At 53.4% G+C, this 20,556-nt stretch carries 21 protein-coding genes; 16 read left to right on the forward strand and 5 right to left on the reverse strand.

What is annotated here, in order from left to right; translation table 11 throughout:
• The 3 genes from L691_RS30405 to L691_RS0101155 form a co-directional block, all read left to right on the forward strand.
• The coding region (locus tag L691_RS30405; RefSeq protein ID WP_025688245.1) for an ATP-binding cassette domain-containing protein at nt 1-1,336 on the forward strand (1,336 nt) is incomplete at its 5' end.
• Entirely contained in the window at nt 1,309-1,992 is a 684-nt protein-coding gene (locus tag L691_RS0101150; protein WP_025688247.1) for an ECF transporter S component, read from the forward strand. The genes L691_RS30405 and L691_RS0101150, both read left to right, overlap by 28 nt.
• A gap of 161 nt (nt 1,993-2,153) precedes the next feature.
• Nucleotides 2,154-3,860, forward strand: coding sequence for a methyl-accepting chemotaxis protein (locus tag L691_RS0101155; RefSeq protein WP_025688248.1), 1,707 nt, complete (start codon nt 2,154-2,156; stop codon nt 3,858-3,860).
• Nucleotides 3,861-3,995: 135 nt separating this feature from the next.
• On the opposite strand, the gene qoxD is transcribed toward L691_RS0101155, so the two are convergent.
• From qoxD to qoxA, 4 genes are read right to left on the reverse strand one after another with little or no spacing between them, the layout of a single operon-like run.
• Nucleotides 3,996-4,289, reverse strand: coding sequence for a cytochrome aa3 quinol oxidase subunit IV (gene qoxD, locus L691_RS0101160; RefSeq protein ID WP_025688249.1), 294 nt, complete (start codon nt 4,287-4,289; stop codon nt 3,996-3,998).
• 1 nt (nt 4,290) lies between these two features.
• Nucleotides 4,291-4,887 (reverse strand): cytochrome aa3 quinol oxidase subunit III, encoded by a 597-nt coding sequence (gene qoxC, locus L691_RS0101165; RefSeq protein ID WP_025688250.1) that lies wholly within the window; start codon nt 4,885-4,887, stop codon nt 4,291-4,293.
• A complete protein-coding gene (qoxB, locus tag L691_RS0101170) occupies nt 4,884-6,833 on the reverse strand; it encodes a cytochrome aa3 quinol oxidase subunit I (protein ID WP_025688251.1) in 1,950 nt (649 codons plus the stop codon). The genes qoxC and qoxB overlap by 4 nt, the downstream gene beginning before the upstream one ends.
• Nucleotides 6,834-6,872: 39 nt before the next feature.
• Nucleotides 6,873-7,784 (reverse strand): cytochrome aa3 quinol oxidase subunit II, encoded by a 912-nt coding sequence (gene qoxA / locus L691_RS0101175; RefSeq protein WP_025688252.1) that lies wholly within the window; start codon nt 7,782-7,784, stop codon nt 6,873-6,875.
• A gap of 420 nt (nt 7,785-8,204) precedes the next feature.
• Here qoxA and L691_RS27475 point away from each other — a divergent pair, with 420 nt between their 5' ends.
• The 6 genes from L691_RS27475 to L691_RS0101205 all read left to right on the forward strand — a co-directional run bounded on the left by L691_RS27475 (nt 8,205) and on the right by L691_RS0101205 (nt 14,459).
• Nucleotides 8,205-9,377: a polysaccharide deacetylase gene (locus L691_RS27475; protein ID WP_025688253.1), complete on the forward strand. Its 1,173-nt coding sequence runs from the start codon at nt 8,205-8,207 to the stop codon at nt 9,375-9,377.
• A gap of 241 nt (nt 9,378-9,618) precedes the next feature.
• A complete protein-coding gene (locus L691_RS0101185; RefSeq protein ID WP_025688255.1) occupies nt 9,619-10,005 on the forward strand; it encodes a GntR family transcriptional regulator in 387 nt (128 codons plus the stop codon).
• The gene (locus L691_RS0101190) at nt 10,002-10,904 is read left to right on the forward strand and encodes an ABC transporter ATP-binding protein (RefSeq protein WP_025688257.1); all 903 of its coding nucleotides are present in this window, start codon (nt 10,002-10,004) and stop codon (nt 10,902-10,904) included. Before L691_RS0101185 ends, L691_RS0101190 begins: the two co-directional genes overlap by 4 nt.
• Nucleotides 10,879-12,912, forward strand: coding sequence for a DUF6449 domain-containing protein (locus L691_RS0101195; RefSeq protein WP_025688259.1), 2,034 nt, complete (start codon nt 10,879-10,881; stop codon nt 12,910-12,912). Before L691_RS0101190 ends, L691_RS0101195 begins: the two co-directional genes overlap by 26 nt.
• Before the next feature lie 59 nt (nt 12,913-12,971).
• Entirely contained in the window at nt 12,972-13,493 is a 522-nt protein-coding gene (locus tag L691_RS0101200) for a mismatch-specific DNA-glycosylase (RefSeq protein ID WP_025688261.1), read from the forward strand.
• Between the two features lie 264 nt (nt 13,494-13,757).
• Nucleotides 13,758-14,459 (forward strand): YjjG family noncanonical pyrimidine nucleotidase, encoded by a 702-nt coding sequence (locus tag L691_RS0101205; protein ID WP_025688263.1) that lies wholly within the window; start codon nt 13,758-13,760, stop codon nt 14,457-14,459.
• Nucleotides 14,460-14,604: 145 nt separating this feature from the next.
• Here L691_RS0101205 and L691_RS0101210 read toward each other — a convergent pair whose 3' ends face one another.
• Nucleotides 14,605-15,036, reverse strand: coding sequence for a hypothetical protein (locus tag L691_RS0101210; RefSeq protein WP_025688264.1), 432 nt, complete (start codon nt 15,034-15,036; stop codon nt 14,605-14,607).
• Between the two features lie 113 nt (nt 15,037-15,149).
• Here L691_RS0101210 and L691_RS0101215 point away from each other — a divergent pair, with 113 nt between their 5' ends.
• From L691_RS0101215 to L691_RS0101245, 7 genes are all read left to right on the forward strand, one after another.
• A complete protein-coding gene (locus tag L691_RS0101215) occupies nt 15,150-16,082 on the forward strand; it encodes a manganese-dependent inorganic pyrophosphatase (RefSeq protein ID WP_025688265.1) in 933 nt (310 codons plus the stop codon).
• 190 nt (nt 16,083-16,272) lie between these two features.
• Entirely contained in the window at nt 16,273-16,707 is a 435-nt protein-coding gene (locus tag L691_RS0101220) for an RrF2 family transcriptional regulator (protein WP_025688266.1), read from the forward strand.
• 183 nt (nt 16,708-16,890) lie between these two features.
• Complete coding sequence (locus L691_RS0101225) at nt 16,891-17,544, forward strand: nitroreductase family protein (RefSeq protein WP_025688267.1); 654 nt, start codon at nt 16,891-16,893, stop codon at nt 17,542-17,544.
• Between the two features lie 218 nt (nt 17,545-17,762).
• Complete coding sequence (locus L691_RS0101230) at nt 17,763-18,461, forward strand: pirin family protein (RefSeq protein ID WP_025688268.1); 699 nt, start codon at nt 17,763-17,765, stop codon at nt 18,459-18,461.
• A 32-nt stretch (nt 18,462-18,493) separates the two neighbouring features.
• Nucleotides 18,494-18,823 (forward strand): hypothetical protein, encoded by a 330-nt coding sequence (locus tag L691_RS0101235; protein WP_025688269.1) that lies wholly within the window; start codon nt 18,494-18,496, stop codon nt 18,821-18,823.
• A gap of 61 nt (nt 18,824-18,884) precedes the next feature.
• The gene (locus L691_RS0101240; RefSeq protein WP_025688270.1) at nt 18,885-19,985 is read left to right on the forward strand and encodes a Glu/Leu/Phe/Val family dehydrogenase; all 1,101 of its coding nucleotides are present in this window, start codon (nt 18,885-18,887) and stop codon (nt 19,983-19,985) included.
• A gap of 172 nt (nt 19,986-20,157) precedes the next feature.
• On the forward strand, nt 20,158-20,499 hold the full coding sequence (locus L691_RS0101245; RefSeq protein WP_025688271.1) for a YjgN family protein: 342 nt from the start codon (nt 20,158-20,160) through the stop codon (nt 20,497-20,499).
• The last annotated feature ends 57 nt before the right edge of the window (nt 20,500-20,556 follow it).

Here is a 20,556-nt window from a genome sequence, read left to right on the forward strand (position 1 = left end):
CGAGTTCATATACTTGCTGCGCCGCTTGAACGAGGAGCTGGCGATGACGGTTATTTTAAGCGAGCACCGTCTGGAAGAAGCGCTGCCGCTGGCGGACCGTGTGCTGCTGATGGAGAACGGCAGGCTTGCGGCGGACGGCAGTCCCCGCGAAATTGTGCAGGCAGCAGGGAGAGGGCTCGGTGAAGGGTATCACGCCTATCTGCCAGCCGCTTCGCGCCTGTACCTAGCGCTGTCTTCCGGGCCGGCCAATGTACGGCCGGATACGATTCCGCTAACCGTACGGGAGGGCAAACGCTGGCTGGAGTCGGCTGCCGGTGAAGGGAAGTCGGCGTTGCCGGTCTCTGCAGCGCTCCCGGTCTCTGCGGCGAGGCCCGCCTCGGGCATTGACCGCCAAGCAACGAATGCGGCCGGTCCAACTGGGATAGATATGGACCGGCTGGACCGGCTAGGCGGGAGCAGCATAGGCAACATGCCTAAAGGAGTAAGGCCCGGGGAGAACAAGAGCATTGGAACTTCATCCCGCCGGTCCGGTTCCGGCACTTTCGCGCGGAAGGCCCAGTCTTCCCGCGACGGCGAGACCCTGCTGGAATGCCGGGAGGTAACCTTCCGATATGAGAAGGACGGGCCGGAAATATTGAAGAAGCTGGATTTCTCGCTGCACCGGGGGGAGCTTACCGCTATCCTTGGCGGTAACGGCGCGGGCAAGTCTACGCTGCTTCAACTGTTGGCCGGGCTGCTTAAGCCACAGCGGGGGCGGGCGGCGCTGCCGAAAGGCGTTAGCGCAGGCTACCTGGCGCAAAATCCGCTGCTGTATTTCAGCCATGACACGGTGTCGGAAGAACTGCGGCAAATGGCGAAGTACGCCGGATTGTCCGTTTCGGAGGGCGAGCGGGAGATTGCCTCGCTGGTGGACGCCTTCGGACTTGGAGGTGTGCTCGGGAGCCATCCGCATGACATCAGCGGCGGCGAGCAGCAGAAGGCGGCGCTGGCCATGGTGCTGCTGCTGCGGCCGGATATTCTGCTGCTGGATGAGCCGACCAAAGGGCTAGATCCCGCCGCCAAGGAGCATCTGGCGGAGCTGCTGAGAGCGCTGGCCGATTCCGGAACAAGCGTAACGTTCGTTACGCATGACGTCGAATTTGCGGCGCGGTACGCTTCCCGCTGCGCTATGCTTTTTGACGGAAGCATGGCGGCGGAAGGGCCGCCGGAGGCTTTTTTCGGCGCGAATTATTTCTATACGACAGCCGTTAACCGGATGGTCCGCGACCGGCTGCCGCAAGCATTAACCATTGAGGATGTGATGTCACAGTGGCACGAATTCGTTTCCCGGTCCTGATTGCGCTTGGCCTGTTTGTAGGCGCGCTCGCGCTGTCCTCCGCGCTTAAGGACCGCCACTATCTGCTGCTGAGCCTGGTGCTGCTCTGCGCCGCGCTGCTTCCAATGTTCCTAAGGCTGGAACGCCGTAAGCTGGAGCCACGTGACCTGGTGCTGCTTGCCGTTCTTGCCGCGATTGCCGCCGTCAGCCGCATTCCGTTCGCGGCCCTGCCCAGCGTTAAACCGGTATCAGCCATTGTGATTCTGTCGGCGTACGTATTCGGGGCGGAAGCGGGCTTTTTGATCGGGGCGGTGGCCGCCCTTGTCTCGAATCTGTATTTCGGCCAGGGGCCGTGGACGCCGTGGCAGATGTTCGCCTGGGGGATGGCCGGGCTTACCGCCGGCTGGCTGCGGAACACACGCTGGATGCGAACAAGACCCGGGCTGCTGCTGTTCGGATTTGTATGGGGATTTTTATTTGGGTGGATTATGAATATTTGGTATCTGATCGGCCTGCCTGACGCTTTCAGCCTTGGGCTCGTTGCGACCGTATATGCTTCCAGCTTCTATTTCGATTTGGCGCATGCGCTGTCCAATGTCGTCTTTCTGTCCATTTTAGCGGGAGGCTGGATTAAGGTACTCGAACGTTTTCGCAAAAAATACGGACTGCTGCGTTAGAGAAATGCTAACATGCCCATGACAAGCCGGCGGATCATTCATCCGCGCGGCTTTTTTTGTCAAAAATTGCTGTCGATTTTCATATAGTTATTTATTTTACATAGAAGTTTGCCGATAAAGAATTGTATGTGTAAAAAGTCACCCGGAGAGCGAGGATTGGAATGAGAAATTTGAAATTGAAGTATAAAATGGGACTTATTATGCTTATTGCCCTGTTTGCGATGATCAGTGTGGGAGCAATAGGGATCGTTACCGGCCAGCAGCTGGCGGACCGTTCTAAAGTGATGTATGAGAAGAACCTGCTGCCCGTTATGTGGTCCGCCCAAATCCGGATCAACAACGGTATGATTGAAACTGATGTGCTGGAGCTTTTGATGACGGAAGACGTGGCAAGAAATGCGAGTCTTGCCAAGGATATCGAATTGAAGAGAGCGAATAACGATGCCTTAACGAAGAAGTTGCTTCAAGTTCCTTTTGGTTCGGCCGAAACCTTAAACAAGCTCAATGAATACGAATCACTGCTTCCGGAATACCGGAGTCAAAGAGATCGGATTATTACGCTGGCCAAGGCTAACCGCAATGCGGAGGCTTATGCCCTTTTTTCCGGGAATTTCAGCACTCTGCGCAGCAAAATGGTAAATCTGCTCGGCAATGCGGGCAGTCTTCTTCAACAGGATGCCGAGAAGCAGTATGCGGAAGCAATGGCACAAGCTGAGAGTACACGGAACCTGAATATTGTGCTGATTATTGTCTTTACCCTCCTCACCCAGGCAGGAGCCTACTTTATCGTCCGCATGATTACGAAGCCTTTGGCCGAACTGGGGAAGACCATGGAGCAGGCAGAGCAGGGAGACTTGACGGTTACGGCTGCGTATAGCTCCAAGGACGAAATCGGTCAAATCAGCAGCTCATTTAACGGTATGGTGGCGAGCCTGCGCCGTATGATGCTGAGCGTGTCGGAGAGTGCGGAGACTTTGTCGGCTTCTTCCGAGCAGATGACCGCCAGTGCCGAGCAGACCTCGCTGGCTTCCAATATGATTGCTTCCACCGCTTCGGAGCTGGCGACAGGGTTTGAAACGCAGGTGTACAGCATAGCCGAGACGAATGCTTCCATTCAGGCGATGTCGCAGGATATCACGTCGGTGGAGAGCGGGAGTGAGCAGATGTCGGTTCTGATGGCGAAGGCGGCGGACTCTGCCGATCACGGGGCGGAAAAGGTCAACAGCATTACGGAGCAAATGACGCAGATCAACTCAAACGTAACCGAAACGCAGCGGATTATTGCATCATTGGCCAAGCTGTCCGGGGAAATCAGCGACATCATTACGACCATTAACGGAATTGCGGGGCAGACGAACCTGCTCTCCCTCAATGCCTCCATTGAAGCTGCCAGGGCAGGCGAGGTCGGACGAGGATTTGCCGTCGTAGCGGGAGAGATTCGGAAGCTGTCCGAGGAGACAGCCAAGAGCTCGGATCATATTACCGGTATTATAACGCAAATCCAGCAGCAGACTGGAGAAGCCGTAGAGTCGATGGCTCAAGGGGCGCAGCTTGCGACAGAGGGTGTGGCTGGCACCGCCGAAATTTCCGAGGCATTCTCCCAAATCGTAGTTTCCATCCAGGATGCCATCCGCCAGACGGAAAGCATTAATAAAGTTGTAGGACATGTTTCCGAAGAATGCGGAGATTTGGTCGCCGTTATGGAAATGGTGAACGAAATCTCGCAAAAGGGCGGCGCGGGTATCGAGGATGTCAGCGCGTCAACCCAGGAACAGATGTCGGCGATGGAGGAGATGTCGAGCTCAGCCCGTTATCTGTCTTCGCTCGCGGAGGAACTGCAGAAGAATCTTGCCGGGTTCAAGCTGTAAGTCCGCTGTTTACGGGCTAAATATAAGAGGCGGCGATCAGGTCCCGTATGGGCCGGGTCGCCGCCTTTTGTGCGGCCAAAAAACAAAAGCGCCCTGGCCGCGGCCAAGACGCTTTGAGAGAAAAACGGAAATTAACTAACTGTACCAGCCCCACACAAAGATGAAGAGTGTGCCGAAGATGGTGACAAGACCGACGAACAGCGCATAGGCGATGTTGATGTACAGCTCTTTTTTCGTATCGGCCGATTCCCCGATGTGCATGAACAGGAACAGCTGCAGGGAAGCCTGAATCAGAGCGGTAACAACCAGGATGGCTACGTTCGCGGCATGGGAGAAGTCGCCGTAAATGACAGCCAGCGCCGCGGCGGAAAGGACCAAGGAGGCAATATAGCCTATTACATGGCGAATGGGAAACAGCTGCTTCATCATGTCACATCAGTCCTTTCAGATAGACGAAGCTGAAGATGAAAATCCAGACAACGTCCAGGAAGTGCCAGTACAGCGAGAAGATGAATGATTTATTGGCCGTGGCCGGGTTGATGCCTTCCCGCATGAGCTGGATCATAATCGCCGCGCCCCACAGGAAACCGAAGGTAACGTGGGCGCCGTGGGTGCCGAGCAGTACGAACAGACTGGACAGGAACGCGCTCGTTTGAAGCGTCGCTCCCTCGTGCACGTAAGTCACGAACTCCGTAATTTCGATGCCAAGGAAGCCAAGGCCCATCAGCAGCGTAATGCCGAAGAAGACAAGCATGGCTCTCTTATATTGATGGCGCATGGCGTGAACGGCCAGGCCGATCGTAAAGGAACTGGTGAGCAGCAGGAACGTCTCAATCAGCACCGGGCCGATCTCGAACAACTCGCTTCCGCTGGGACCGTCCGCAAAACGGTTCACCAGAACGAAGAATACGGTAAACAGTGTAGCAAACAGCGCAATTTCCGCTCCCAGGAAGACCCAGAAGCCGAAGATGCGGTTGCTGTTCTCGTGTGTGCCATACTCAAGCGGTTTGGAGGTATCTACTTTCATACCGTTCCACCCCCCAGTTTCTTTTCTGTCTTGATGACTTTATCAGCCGGAATGTAGAAGCCGTGGTCGCGCTCGAAGGACATCGCCGCCAGCACAATCAGAACGCCGACGCCGGCAACAATCGCCGGAATCCACATGCTGAATACCAGGAAGAATCCAAGGAAGAAGAAGACGACGCCAAGGACAAACGGCTTGCCCGTATTGCTCGGCATATGAATCTTCGTGATCGGTTCTTCGAACAGCGGCTGCTTGTCGTGCTTCATGGCCCAGAAAGGATCGCGCGATTTGACCTTCGGAACAACCGCGAAGTTGTATTCCGGGATCGGGCTATGGGTTGCCCATTCGAGCGTGCGGGCATCCCAAGGATCGCCGTTCTCGTCGCGCGGCATATAGCGTGTACTCCAATAAATGTTATACACCAGAATGACAAAGCCGATTGCAAGTCCGAGCGCCCCGGCGAACGAGATCATATTAAGCGGACCGAAGCCCGTCTCGGCGGAATAGGTGTACATCCGGCGGGTCATGCCTTTGAGGCCGAGAATGAACAGCGGGAAGAAAGCTACGTTAAAGGAAATAATAATCCACCAGAAGGCGTGCTTTCCGATACGTTCATTCAGGCGGAAGCCGAACACTTTAGGGAACCAGTAGTGGAAGCCTGCGATAACGGCGAACACGGCGCCTGGAATGAGAACGTAGTGGAAATGCGCAACAAGGAACATCGTATTATGGTACATATAGTCCGCACTGGCCATGGCCAGCATAACGCCGGTAACGCCACCGATCGTGAAGATCGGAATGAAGGCCAAAGAGTACAGCATCGGCGTTGTGAAGCTGATCCGGCCTTTTCGCAGGGTGAACAGCCAGTTGAATATCTTGACCCCGGTCGGCACGGCAATCGCCATCGTCGTAATCGAGAAGAAGCCGTTGACCAATACGCCTTGACCCATCGTGTAGAAGTGATGCGCCCAGACGATAAAGGACAGCAGGGAGATAATCAGCATACTGGCGACCATAGAGGTGTAGCCGTACAAATTTTTCTTGGAAAAGGTCGCGATAATCTCACTGTAAATACCGAAGGCCGGCAAAATAACGATATATACCTCCGGATGGCCCCATACCCAGAACAGGTTGGCCCAGAGCATATCCATGCCTCCATTGGCCATCGTAAAGAACTGGGAGCCGAACAGGCGGTCGAACATCATCAGCGCCAGGGCCACCGTCAGAACCGGGAAGGCGAAGACGATAATAACGTTCGTAATCAGTACGGACCAGGTGAACATCGGCATGCGCATCAGCTTCATGCCCGGAGCGCGCATCTTCAGAATCGTTACGATAAAGTTGACGCCTGTCATCAGCGTGCCGATACCGGAAATCTGCAGCGCCAGCGAGTAGTAGTTATTCCCGACGGTCGGGCTGAACTCCAGACTCGCCAGGGGGAAGTAGGCGGACCAGCCGGCATCCGGCGACCCGCCGATGACGAACGAAATATTGAGCAGCATGGCTCCGAAGAAGAAGAGCCAGAAGCTGACCGCGTTAAGGCGCGGGAAGGCGACGTCGCGCGCGCCGATTTGCAGCGGCACAACGACGTTCATCAGACCGATAATAAAGGGCATAGCCATGAACAGAATCATAATAAGACCATGGGTCGTAAAGACCTCATTGTAATGCTGCGCATCGAGAAATTTCATATCCGGTGCGGCGGTTTGCAGACGCATCATCAATGCGTCGATGCCTCCGCGGAAGAGCATGAGCAGGGCGGCCAGAATGTACATGACGCCGATCCGCTTGTGATCCACGGTGGTTAGCCATTCCCGCCACAGCCATCCCCATTTTCTAAACACGGTTAAACCCACGACAATCCCGATCGAGACGAGGGCAATGCTGATCATGGCCCCGTAGATCAGGGGTTCGCCATGAACCTTGAATTTTTCCAAATCAAAATTCATTGGGAGGACTCCTTTCAAGTTGTTCAAGTAAGTCTGGAATTAGTTGCTCTGGTGCGTATGTTCATCAGTACTCATTTCCATATTGCTGTGATCCATATTGCTGTGATCCATATCCATATGCTCGCTGTGTTCTGCCGGAGGAGGACTGAAGGTCAGATGTGTGGACGAGAACGTTTCGCGTCCTACATGGGCCGTAGCCAGCAGCGATTTGAACTTGTCTTCCGTAAGCTGAGAAGCGGTACTCTTAACGTCTTTTACCCATTTGTCATAGTCGTCGCTGCTCATCGAGGTTGCTGTGAACTCCATTTGAGCATAGCCCTTACCGCTGAAGTTCGTATTTCTTCCGAGAAAATCGCCCTGGGTGTTCGCAACCAGATTCAGATATGTGGTCATATCGCTCATCGCGTACTTCTGTCCGGCGAGCTGTGGAATCCAGAAGCTGGAAATCGGTCCGAAAGAGTACAGTCTGAATTCAACCGGGCGATTCACGGGGAAGTTCACGTAGTTTACCGTTTCAATGCCTTCCTCGGGATAGCTGAAATGCCACTTCCAGTTGGAGGACGATGCGTAAATGACCAGCGGCTTCTGATCCTTGTAGTCTGCCGGAACGTTCTCTACCGCGTGCGTCGTTTTGACGGTTACTACCGACAGGAAGGCGACGATGATGATCGGAATAGCGATCCAGGTTGCTTCCAGCCATATATTTCCTTCTTCATGCGGAGGAATATACCCTTCGTTGCTTTTTTTTGCGCGATACTTCACCAACATGATAGTGTAGAGAATGTAGACCACGGCCAGGACGCCGAGCATCACCAGAATCGACAGGATGATCGTGTCGGACAGCGTTTTTGCCGCCGGACCCTGCGGATTCAGAACGGTAAGCGAACTACATCCGGGCAGCAGCAGGAAAAGGCTGAAAAATATTGCGTATAATGGCCCTTTTTTGTTCATGATAAACTCCTTTCCTTTAATACTGGTTTCATTAACCGGAATACATTAACCTCTATCTATATTAAAAATTCCTTAAAGGGAATGCAAAATACACAATATAGTCCTATATCCATATAAATCCTATATAATGGCGATTTATTTAATTTTCTGTGTAAAAATTGTTACAAAAAGACGTAAGATATGATATAAATCACTGTAACTACGCAGTTTTTGGGATATTCTATAACGTTCAAATTTTGTTCATAGTTTCACTATTGTTGCTAACTTTGTCACAAATATAATCGCCTGCCGCACTGCATTTTCCCCGCAAAGTTACAACATTTTTGCCTGCTGGTAACATTCTTTCAAATTCGCCCCTTTCTATTTGTGCTATCCTATAAGTTGAGAGAGAGAAGCTAAATAGATAGGAGACTTGGGGCCTTGTCAATCAAAAAAATTTTGCTATGCGTTATTGTATGCTTCCTTGCAATAGGCGCAGTACCGGCTGGCCACGCCGAGGAAAGCGGAGAAATGAAATTAGGGATTAATGACAGTGTTACGGGTATCCGCGCTGTGTCCGTGGGGTACACCTTTTATGTGCCGGTGCGAGAGCTTGCGGACGAATTGAAGCTCAGCCTTGGGGGAACACCGGAGGATTTGATGCTTTGGGGTGACAAAGGAAGGATTAGAATTTTGAAGAAAGGAAAGGGAATCGCGGGAGACGGGACGGAAATAAGCCTAACCGTCTTTAAGCGCGGCGGCAAATTGATGGTGCCACTAAAAATTGCCTCGCTGCTGGGCTATTCCGTGTCCTATAAGCCGGAACGGCATTTGCTGCGGATTACGGACGGCAGTCAGACGCTGGATGACGGCGCGTTTGCCGAGAAGTTCAAGGAGAAGCTGAAACCGGTGAAGCCGCCCTTGCCTGCGCCAAGTCCGTCTCCGGCTAAGCCAGAACCTTCCAAGCCGACCCCGAATCCGCCCAAAGCGGGCGTATCCGGGAAGGTCGTCTATTTGACCTTCGACGATGGACCGTCGGCGACAACCGGACAACTGCTGGATATACTGGACAAGCACGGAGCGAAGGCGACTTTTTTCATGCTGGGACCGAACATCGAGCGTTACCCTAGCCAGGTGAAGCGCATGGTCAAATCGGAGCATGGCCTTGGCCTGCATGGCATAACCCATGTGAAGAATAAATTTTACGCGTCTCCGGCTGCTGCGCTGAAGGAAATGAACCAGGACAACGCCGATCTTGAAGCAGTCTCCGGACGCACCACCAAGCTGATCCGCCCGCCGTATGGAAGCAAGCCGTACTTTACGAAAGCTTTTAGAGATAAAGTGCTTGGCAGCGGATACCATCTTTGGGACTGGAACGTCGATTCCTTGGACTGGAAATATAAGACCGCCAGCGATTCGATCTATAACAATGTAGTCACCCAGGTAAACAAATTGGACAAGTGCGGCGTCAGTCCCGTCATTCTGATGCATGACCAGAAAGCGACGCTCCAGGTGCTGCCCCGCATTTTGAATTATCTCCACAAGAAAGGGTATCAATACGAAATCATCACATCCGATCTTAAGCCGCTGAACTTCTGGCATGATGCGCGGTGACCTAATGCGGGCTCCCATTTTACAAGGGCATCTGCTCAAAATATAGGTGGGCATCCCCTTTGCTCAGCTGATTCTGCCGTTCCCGTTGTGAGGAGAAATCTCCTAGCGGGAGCGGCTTATTCATTTTGGATGGACTGTATTGACAATTCTGGATGACTGTATTATTAATAATAGTACAGTTAATACACCTGATCTGCCAGGAAGGTCATGAGCCCGGAAGCGGGCGAAGGGGGAATCGCATGTGTTCGAGCTGGATGTTCGCAGCCGCAAGCCGATTTATGAACAGCTGACGGATAAGATCAAGGAGATGATTTTGTACAGTATTTTGCAGCCTGACGAGCAGTTGCCCTCTGTGCGGACTTTGTCGGCGCAGCTTACCGTGAATCCCAATACGATTCAGAAGGCTTACCGGGAGCTGGAGCGGGAAGGCTATATTTATTCCCGGGCGGGAAAAGGGAGCTTCGTCTCCCCGGCGCAGCAGGGAATGAATGCGGCCAAAAGGGCGGAAGTGCGCGAGGAGCTGCTGCGGCTGATGGCGGAAGCGGTGTACCTTGGCTTTACGGCAGCGGAAATTGGCGAGCTGTTCAAGCTGGCTTTGGAGAAAAAAGGGGAGGGGGATCAGACATGATCGAGATACGGGAGGTCAGTAAGATTTTTCAGGACCGGAAGGCGGTTAACGGGCTTTCTCTAACGATACATAAAGGGAATATATTCGGGCTGCTCGGCTCGAATGGAGCGGGCAAGACAACACTGCTTAAGACGATTGCGGGGATATATGAGCCGGAGTCGGGGGAGGTTCGGATAGACGGCAAACCGGTGTTCGAGAACCCGGACACCAAGGGACGGGTCGTGTTTATGCCAGATTTTCCTTATTTCTTCCCGCAGGCTTCCATTGTACAGATGGCCGATTTCTATAAATCCGTCTATCCGGGCTGGAGCGAGGAGCGCTTCAAGGAACTGGGCGAGCTGTTTCCGTTGAATCCAAGGCGCAAGCTGAACCGTCTGTCCAAGGGAATGCGGCAGCAGGCGGCTTTTTGGCTGGCGCTCAGCTGTATGCCGGATGTGCTCATTATGGATGAACCACTTGACGGGCTTGATCCGGTGATGCGGCGGCTGGTTAAAAATGTGCTATTCCAGGAGGTTGCCGAGCGCGGCATTACCGTTGTTATTTCCTCGCATAATTTGCGGGAGATCGAAGACCTCTGCGACCATATCGGCATTATGCACGGCGGAGCCCTACTGATCGATAAGGAGCTTGACGAGCTGAAATCCGACACGCATAAAGTGCAGGTCGCTTTCCGGGACGAGCGTCATGAACACGCGCTGATGGCCAAGCTGCCGGTGCTTCACCGTGAACAAAGAGGCAGTGTCTTCCTTTATATTATCAAAGGGGACCGCAATCGGATCGAGGAATACTTCCGCGTATACGAGCCGTATGTGCTGGATCTGCTGCCGCTGACCCTGGAGGAAATCTTTATTTATGAAATGGAGGGGGCAGGCTATGACATCGCGCCGATTCTTCTTTAACCGCGGAATGATCCGGCAAAATCTCAGGCAGCACTCATGGATTGCCATCATTTACTTGCTCGGTCTGCTGTTCGGGCTGCCGCTGCAAATGTTTTTGGGCGGGAATCCCGATACACCGCCGCAACCGGTGGATAACCTGTTCAGGGCCAGCGGTGACCTGACCATGGTATTCACGCTCACGATGCCCGTGGCGGCTGGATTGCTGCTGTTCCACTTTCTTCAGCATAAGGGGGCGGCGGACGCGATGCACAGCCTTCCGCTGCGCCGCAGACATTTGCTGACGGCCCAATTGTTCAGCGGCTTTGTTCTTTTGCTAGTTCCGGTATGGCTTACAGCGCTTGCTGCCGGACTGGTGCGGACCTGGGACGGGAACAGGTTCCTATACAGCGGAGCGGATGTATGGGCCTGGGGTGCGGCAGTCAGTATTTTGACGCTGTTCCTGTTCGCTGTAACCGCATTTGTCGGGATTTGCATTGGTCTGACAGTGCTGCACGGTATTATCGTATACATTCTGCTGCTGCTGCCCGCAGTGCTGTCCCAATTGGCGTTGTCCCATTTGCGCACTTACCTATACGGTTTTCCGGACCAGAGCGGCTTTAGACATATAGACAATTGGTCGCCCATTCTTCATATGGTGAACGTGAACGGCTCGCCTTTCACTTGGAGTGAACTGGGCATATACGCGGTTCTGACCGTCGTGTTCATTCTGCTGTCGTATCTGCTGTACCGTAAGCGGCAGACGGAAACGGCCGGACAGGCGTTGGCCTTTACGTACTTCAATCCGCTGTTTAAAGGTGGCTTCATGCTGTGCGCCATGCTGATCTCCGGCACGTATTTCGCGGGTATGCGCTCTGGTCAGACAGGATGGGCCTTGGCGGGCTATGCTCTAGGAGCCGTCATCGGTTACACCATATCGGAAATGGTGATCCGTAAATCGTGGTATATCCTGAACCGGAAGCTGCCCGCCCGGTTTGCGGGGTACGCGTTGGTTCTCGGGCTTCTGCTGTACCTTCCCGTGTCGCCCGTTACCGGCTATGAAACGAGAGTACCGGCTGCGGACAAAATTGCAGGGGTATACGCTGGAGACAATTACTACTGGGGTTATGTGAATCCGCAAAACGCAGCTGCAAGTTCCACTGAGCCCGATGCGTTCTCCAGTCCTTTCCGGGGAGTGGACCCGTTCTCATCCGACCCGGCTTATGCATTGGCCGTCCGCAAGCTGCATGAAACGCTTGTGCAGGTCCGGCCGGGCGACGGGGAGAACCGGTATAAGTATTCGCAGAAAACGCGTCTCTATACCATTGCCTATAAGCTAAACAACGGACGTACGATGACCAGACAGTATCTTATGCCGCTGGCAGGTTTCGAGCCTGAACTGAAAGCCGTCATGGAATCTGAAGGATTCAAACGGGCTGAATACGTCCTCCCGCAGCTTGACAAGCCGCTGGCCAGTATTCAATTGAACTCCAGTATCAGGGAGGCCGTTATTTCAGATCCAGCTGAGATTAATGAGTTCAAGGCGCTGTTGAAGAAGGAAATCCTGAACTTGTCCTTTAAAGATCAGACAGACGACACGGTGCCGCTGGCCTCTATTCAAATCATCCCGGAAGAGTCGATAGGCCGCTCTTATTCATTCATGAACTATGACTGGAAACCGTCTTACCATGAATTGGGGGCGTGGCTGGAGCGAAAAGGCTATGCGGACCGTGTTAAGGTTAAGGCGGACGATGTACTGACAGCTGAGCTGGCTGCGCAGAGCAGGGACGAAATCCTTCCGAACGGCCATTTGTTTGACCCGGCCGCGCATCTTAAGTTTGCACAAGAGCAGGACCGCTCTGTCATTATTAAAGACAAGGCGCGCATTAACGATATTTTGGAGATACGGCGGAATTATGCGCCAGATGAGGGAACGTACGTCGCATTCCTGAAATACAAGAACGGGAACGGTGAGTATTTCCGGATTGACGCGTCAGAAATGACGCCTGAGTTAAAAGCGCTGCTTCCCTGAGCCGCCGGGGAACTATGAAGCATGAATGCACAACTATGACTTGAACGGAGGCGACGGCCATGAACCCGGTAAAGGATCATCTCGATTTCGGCCTGCACATTGTATTTATCGGCTTTAACCCGAGCCTGCGCTCGGGAAAAGTCGGCCACCATTATGCCAATCCGCGTAATAATTTCTGGAGAATACTGCACGGAAGTGGACTTACGCCGCGGCTGTACGACGCTTCCGAGGATGGCGAATTGCTGAAGCTGGGCTACGGCTTCACCAATATCGTCGCCCGTCCTACAAGGGGAGCGGAGGATATCACCCGGGAGGAGTACAAGGAGGGGCGCGAGCTGCTGCGTGCCAAGCTTGCGAAGTACCGGCCGCACATCGCCTGCTTCGTCGGCAAGGGTGTGTACACGGAATTCAGCCGCAGAACGAAGGCGGACTGGGGCTTTCAGGAGGAGCTGGAGCCGGTGGTGGATGGCGTACGTGAATTTGTCGCGCCGTCCTCAAGCGGCCTGGTGCGGATGCCGATGGATGAAATCATCGGGATTTACCGCAGGCTGAATGAGGTCGTCCGGTCTGGCCTGGAATGAATTTGTGTGCGAAGCCGATATCCTTACTCCTAAGGAGGCGTTCAAGCGGAGCCCCCTTTCAAGCAGACAGCTATTAAATAATGAGCAGCCTGAGTCCTGTATTTGCAGGAGCTCAGGCTATTTCGTTTCCACTTGGAAACGTTCAAAAAAGGTTCTCCGGTATAATTTGCCGCGCGGCAGGAATGCGTAAAGGGGAAGTTGAACTTAAGAACTACACAGTCTGGAATGCGAGGTCATTCCATATAATCGGGGGTAATAGTACCAGTGAAATACAATGTTATTCTGTTCGACGCTGATGACACGCTGTTCGATTATGATCAGTCGGAAAGCTATGCGCTGAGGGAAGCCTTTAAACAGTTTGGCATGCCGGGAGGCTTCGAAGACTGCGGATCTACATACAAAGAAATCAACAAGGGATTATGGAGGGATTTGGAGCTCGGGCTGATCTCCTCCGATGCGCTGCGCGTGGAACGATTTACCCGGCTGTTTGCCGCACATGAGCTTGAGCTGGACGCTGAGTCCTTCAGCGCAGCATACCTGTTCCATCTGGGAGCGGGGACAGGAACCTTCCTGATTACGGGGGCGGCGGAAATATGCAGAGAATTATCCGGCTGCCGTCTTGCGGTGATTACGAACGGCATTAAAGAAGTTCAGTATTCGCGCATCCAAGACTCCCCGCTGCGGGATGCGTTTGCGCATATCATCATTTCCGAGGAAGTCGGAAGCCAGAAGCCGGAGCCGGGCATTTTCGATCACGCTTTTGCTAAACTGGGACTTATGCCTGAAGACAAGCCTAACGTACTGATCGTCGGCGATACCTTGACATCGGACATCCAGGGCGGCATTTCGTATGGGATCGACACCTGCTGGTTCAACCCGCGCGGGAAATCCGGAGACCCCGGGATCACTCCGACCTATGAAATCAAGGCACTGTCCGAACTACTAAGCATTGTGGGCGCCCAGTAGCGGGTCGGCCCTGGTCAGCGGCAGGCAGGAAAGACAATAGTAAGATACAGTGTTTAGTGGGCCCATTTCCTGGCTGCTTCCGACTCCGTCACTTCCGTGAAAAGAGACCGGTACGAGGGTTCAAAGCCGCCGTTCTTCTCGATCATTAACTCATTATAGCGGTTGGATAGATTGTTGACGCCGGCTTCGTCGATGACGGTATGGATGGCCTTTTGTTTGGTCCGTTCATCCCATAGTACGTTAAATTCATAGCTTTTGATCTCCGGAAAAAAGAGTTTATGCCAAAGGCATAAGCGGCCATGGAGCGGTAAATATCCTGCTTGACCGGCGCAGACCCGACCTCTGGAATAAAGGTGAGGACAACGATGTATCCGTTTTTTTGACTGGAAACTGCCAGCTTCTCCACAAATCTAAAGTTTTGGCGGGTATAATAGCTTACCTTCTCAGTAATAAAGTCTTTTCGTATCCATTCCTTCTGCTGCTCAGATGAAGGCTGCGGCGGGTTGGCTTTGGAACAAGCGGTTGCCAGTGCAACCATTAGAATAAGAACGAAAAGCGGCAGGATGCTTTTTTTCATTTTTCATGGACACCTCCATAAATGTAATCTTGGACTCCGCTCCCGCTTCTAGCGGCTTCCTATCAATGTATGGTATATTATATTGAACAAAAACCTAAGTTAGGAGCTTAGAAATGGAAAAAACATTGATCTTTGGGCACAAAAACCCCGACACCGATACGATTTGTTCCGCCATCGCCTATGCCGCGCTCAAAAAAGAGCTGGGCTGGGACGTTGAAGCTGTCCGCCTTGGAGCAGTCGGCTCCGAAACGCAATATGCGCTGGACCATTTCGGCGTGGAAGCTCCGCGTCTTGTGGAGAATGTAGCGGGCGAAGCGAAGCAGGTAATTCTCGTCGACCACAACGAGCGCCAGCAAAGCGCGAGCGACATCGACCAGGTGCGCGTTGTTGAAGTTATCGACCATCACCGGATCGCCAACTTTGAGACGGCGCATCCGCTGTATTACCGCGCCGAGCCGGTAGGCTGTACCGCAACGATCTTGAAGAAGCTCTACAAGGAGAACGGAGTGGAGATTTCGAAGCCTGTTGCGGGACTTATGCTGTCCGCTATCGTGTCCGACTCCCTGCTGTTCAAATCCCCAACCTGCACGGAAGAGGACGTGGCTGCAGCCAAGGAGCTGGCGGAAATCGCCGGTGTGGACGCGGACAGCTATGGCCTGAGCATGCTGAAAGCCGGAGCGGACCTCAGCGACAAGAGCATCGACACGCTGCTTAATCTGGACGCGAAGGAATTCAGCATGGGCGGCAAAAAAGTGATCATCGCCCAGGTCAACGCGGTGGATACGAATGACGTGCTGTCCCGCCAGGCCGAGCTTGAGACTGCCCTGCAAAGCATTATCGACGAGAAGGGTCTCGATCTGTTCCTGTTCGTCGTAACGGACATCCTGAACAGCGATTCCGTCGGCGTCGCTCTGGGCACCGCGGCAGGAGCAGTTGAGCAGGCTTATAATGTGAAGCTGGACGACAACAAGGCTCTGCTCAAAGGCGTCGTTTCCCGCAAGTCGCAAATCGTGCCGGTGCTTACCGAGACGATGGCCAAGCTGTAAATTTTAACAACTGAGTTGTAGCTGCCAAGCGCCGCTTTGCGGGGCTGATTAACGGGGAATTCCGAGGGCCGTAACTGGCGCGGGATTCCCTTTTTGCTGCGGAGGCTTATGCAGGTGCTGCGAAAATCCATTGCCTGATGGTTTGTCCATTGTTACAATTAAGAAGACTTAAAGTCAGGAGGCGATTTTCATGGCAAAACGCAATATAGGCACCCTGCAGTACAAATCGTTCGGCCTGGCCCTTCAGGCGCTTGTGGTGATTGCCAAGGACGGAGGAACCTGTCCAAGCTGCGAGATTGCCAAGCTGATGTCATCTGAGCCGACACTGCTGCGCCGCATTCTCGCCAAGCTGGCGAAGGAATCCATCCTGGTTACCCGCGAAGGGCGGGACGGCGGATATATGCTGAACAAGGCGCCCGATCAGCTGACGCTGGCCGAGGTGTACAGCGCACTGGAGGTAGGGGAAGCCCGGCATCAAGCGGTCAGCGGCACGATGTGCGTGAATGATTTTGGCACGCAGATGAAGACGGCATTCTGCGGCATTCTGGAAGAGGTCGACCGCAGTGTCACCGAGGTGCTGAAGAAATATACGGTTGCGGACGTCGTTCGAAAAGCGGGATATTGACATATCGCTTTTTATTGTTTTATACTGTGCTTATTAAACAACAGTTATATCGGCGGCGAGTTACTGGAAGGTGAATCTTTTTTGGTTTTAACTGTGCTGTTATACACACAGAAAGAAACGAGGATAGGAACATCCGCCGCGCGGCCCGGCCGGCGGGAATATTTTTTGGGAGGTTAACCTGCTATGGAGACACAAGTTAATGCTAATCCGGCTTTCAGCCAAGTCCTGCGCGAACGCCATTCGGTGAGAAAGTATGATTCTTCCCGGAAAATGTCCAACGAAGAAATCAATGACCTGTTAAATGAAGCGATTCTGGCGCCTTCTTCTTCCAATCTTCAGCCTTGGCGTTTTATCGTCATTACGGATCAGGCGCTTAAGGAACAGCTGCTGCCAATTGCGCACAACCAGCAGCAGGTTGTGGAATCGTCCGCCATTATTGCCGTACTCGGCGACCTGGAGGCCTACCGTAACGTGAATAAGATTTGGGACTCGGCGGTAGAAGCAGGCTATGCGACGCCGGAAGTGCGGGATATGATGGTGGAGCACAGCCACAACACATACTCCAACTTGAGCCGGGAGAAGCAGAAGGAGATCGCGCTGGTGGACGGTGGTCTGGTGTCCATGCAGCTGATGCTCGCCGCCAAGGCGAAAGGCTATGACACGGTTGCGATGGGCGGCTATAATCCCGATAAATTCCGCGAGATGTTCCAGATTCCAGAGCGTTATGCGACTGTCATGCTGATTGCCGTAGGCCATGCCGCTGTACCGGGCCGCCAGACCTCGCGCCTGCCGCTTGAGGATGTCGTTTCTTACAACGGCTTCAAGGGCCAAGCTTAATATCATGAAGTATCATTAACAATCCCCGAGCCTTTCTTCCTGAAGGCATCGGTTAATACGAACCCCCGCCGAACCCGGCGGGGGGTCGCCGCGTCCATGCGCCTGTTCTTTCGAGCTTGGAGAGAAGCGCCGACTTCTGCTACAATCTTGGGTAGAGGCGGCAGCAAGCCGCTTCGGAAACGTTAACCGACGATAAGCTTATACCAGGAGGAGAAGCCATGATAAAGGTGTATACGGCCGAATCGGCTCACCGCTTTGACCACGGTTGGCTGGAGGGAAGCCATCTTTTCTCGTTCGGTGATTATTATGATCCGGACAATACGGCATTTGGTCCCATGCGTGTATTCAACGACGACATCATCGCTCCGGGAAGAGGTTTTGGGGCCCATCCGCACAGCGACATGGAGATTGTCTCGATCATCCTCTCGGGCAGGCTTCGTCATGAAGATAATCTGGGAAATGTCGCGGAAAGCTCTTTTGGGGGCATCCAGCGGATGTCGGCCGGCACCGGAGTCATCCATACCGAGCATAATCCATCGAAGGATGAGCCGGTGCGGCTGCTTCAGCTCTGGTTCATGCCGGAGGTTCGCGGCTTACAACCTTCGTACAAGGCGGGAAAATACTTGCCGGAGAAGCTTGAAGGAGCCCTGCTGCCGGTAGTTTCCGCCAAAGGGTCTGACGAAATCGTCGATATTGGGCAGGATATGACGATTTATCTGGGGCAGCTGCGCGGCGGGCAGGACATTCGGTTCGATCAGAAGCCGGGGCGACGTATTTTCATATATATTATTGAAGGAAGTGTTGAGGTCGGCGGCAGTAAGCTAAGTTCAGGGGATTCGGCGCGGATTGAAGAAGAGAGCGCGGTTCAGCTTGCGGCGTCCGAGCCCGCCTTTGTGATGCTGATTGATCTTCCATAAACTGCGCAGCCCTAAGGAGGAGGTCTTTACAGATGAAACAGAGGGAAAGAGTATTGGTCAAGCATGCCGTGAGCGGGCGTACGCTGCTGAGCAGCACGGATGGATTAACCTATACCTTCGGCCGGGATGGCGGGCTGATCCGGCTTACCATTTGCGGCGTTCCGGGGGACAAGGGAAGCGAGGTCTTGGCGCTCAAGGCGGAGCTGAATGTGTTCCGGTTCGAGGAGCCGGAGGGCGGGCCTGTTGTCAAGCATTGGTATTACGTCGGCGATAACCCGGTTGAATACGATGAAGCTTCCGGTTGTCTGGCCGTAACCGCCCAGTCGGAAATTGAATACCGTCCCGATCAATACTGGGAGTGAATAAGCGAATTGACATTAAGATTTTAGAATTACCATACAACGGACAGGAGAAATGGAGAACATGGAGTTATTTTCGGCACTGGAACGGGACGATTACGAGCAATTGCTGTTTTGCCAGGACAAGGCATCCGGCCTGAAGGCGATCATTGCGATTCACGACACCACGCTTGGGCCTGCCCTGGGCGGCACCCGCATGTGGACGTATGCTTCCGAGGAGGAGGCTATCGTCGATGCGCTTCGTCTGGCAAAAGGCATGACCTATAAGAACGCCGTGTCCGGACTCAATCTGGGCGGAGGCAAGACCGTAATCATCGGCGATCCGAAAAAAGACAAGAACGAAGCGATGTTCCGCGCCTTCGGCAGATACATACAAGGGCTGAACGGCCGCTATATCACAGCCGAGGATGTTGGGACAACCGAAGATGATATGGACATCATCCATCAGGAGACCGACTATGTCACGGGGATTTCCAAATCCTACGGCTCTTCGGGGAATCCTTCGCCGGTTACGGCTTTCGGCGTATACCGGGGCATGAAGGCGGCGGCAAAAGAGGCGTTCGGTACGGATTCGCTGGCAGGCAAGACGATTGCCGTTCAGGGCGTCGGCCATGTCGCCTTTGCGTTATGCGGGTATCTCCAGGAGGAAGGCGCCCGACTTATCGTCACCGACATTAATAAAGAGGCGGTTAAGCGAGCTGTGGATGCTTACGGCGCCAAAGCGGTCGATCCGACTGATATCGTCGGCGTGGCCTGCGATATTTACGCGCCATGCGCGCTTGGTGCAACGATTAACGACCAGACGCTGCCGCAGATCAAGGCCAAGGTGATTGCGGGCGCGGCCAACAATCAGTTGAAGGAGCCCCGCCACGGCGATGCGGTGCATGAGAAGGGCATTGTGTACGCGCCCGATTATGTAATCAACGCGGGCGGCGTGATCAATATTGCCGACGAGTTGAACGGCTATAACAAGGAGCGGGCGCTGAAGCAGGTAGCGAAGATTTACGACAGCATCACCCGGGTGCTTGAAATTTCACGTGTGAAGGGCATTCCGACCCACACGGCCGCCGACCATCTGGCGGAGGAACGGATCGCTCTGCTGAAGAACAGCCGCAGCACCTTTCTTCGCGACGGCCACCATAATCTGAGCAGAAGACAGCATTAAACATCACTTTCAAGCCCGGCGTAACCGCTCTTTGCAAGCGGGCCGGGCTTTTTTGCGCTGTCTTTTTCACAGGTCATATAATCCGAAGGGTGAGAAATATCCTGGAAATTACTTTTTATATATAGGATAATGGGTCTATATTTTTGAAAAAGAGATCGAAGGGAGGGAGAAAATGTCAGCTATAAATATGGATGTGAAGGTCCAATTTGGAAAGAGCGAGTCCTATTTTGACGGCGGGTTGCTTGAATATATCGGATGGTGCCTGGTTGGATGGCTTGTAACGGTCTGTACTCTGGGCATCTGCTATCCTTGGGCCGTAGTCATATTGTACCGCTGGAGAGTAGAGCATACCGTCGTGGAGGGACGACGTCTGCGTTTTGACGGAACGGCTGTCAGCCTGTTCGCTCATTGGATCAAATGGTTTTTGTTGAGCGTGATTACGTTGGGAATTTACGGGTTCTGGGTGTTCATCAAGCTGGAACAATGGAAAGCCAAGCATACATACTTCCAATAATATCAGTTTGTGGGAAAAAGGCCCTTTGACTCTTTACTGTCCTCTAGGTAAAGGCCA

This window comes from Paenibacillus zanthoxyli JH29 (assembly GCF_000520715.1).
In the GTDB taxonomy this organism is placed as follows: domain Bacteria; phylum Bacillota; class Bacilli; order Paenibacillales; family Paenibacillaceae; genus Paenibacillus_AQ; species Paenibacillus_AQ zanthoxyli.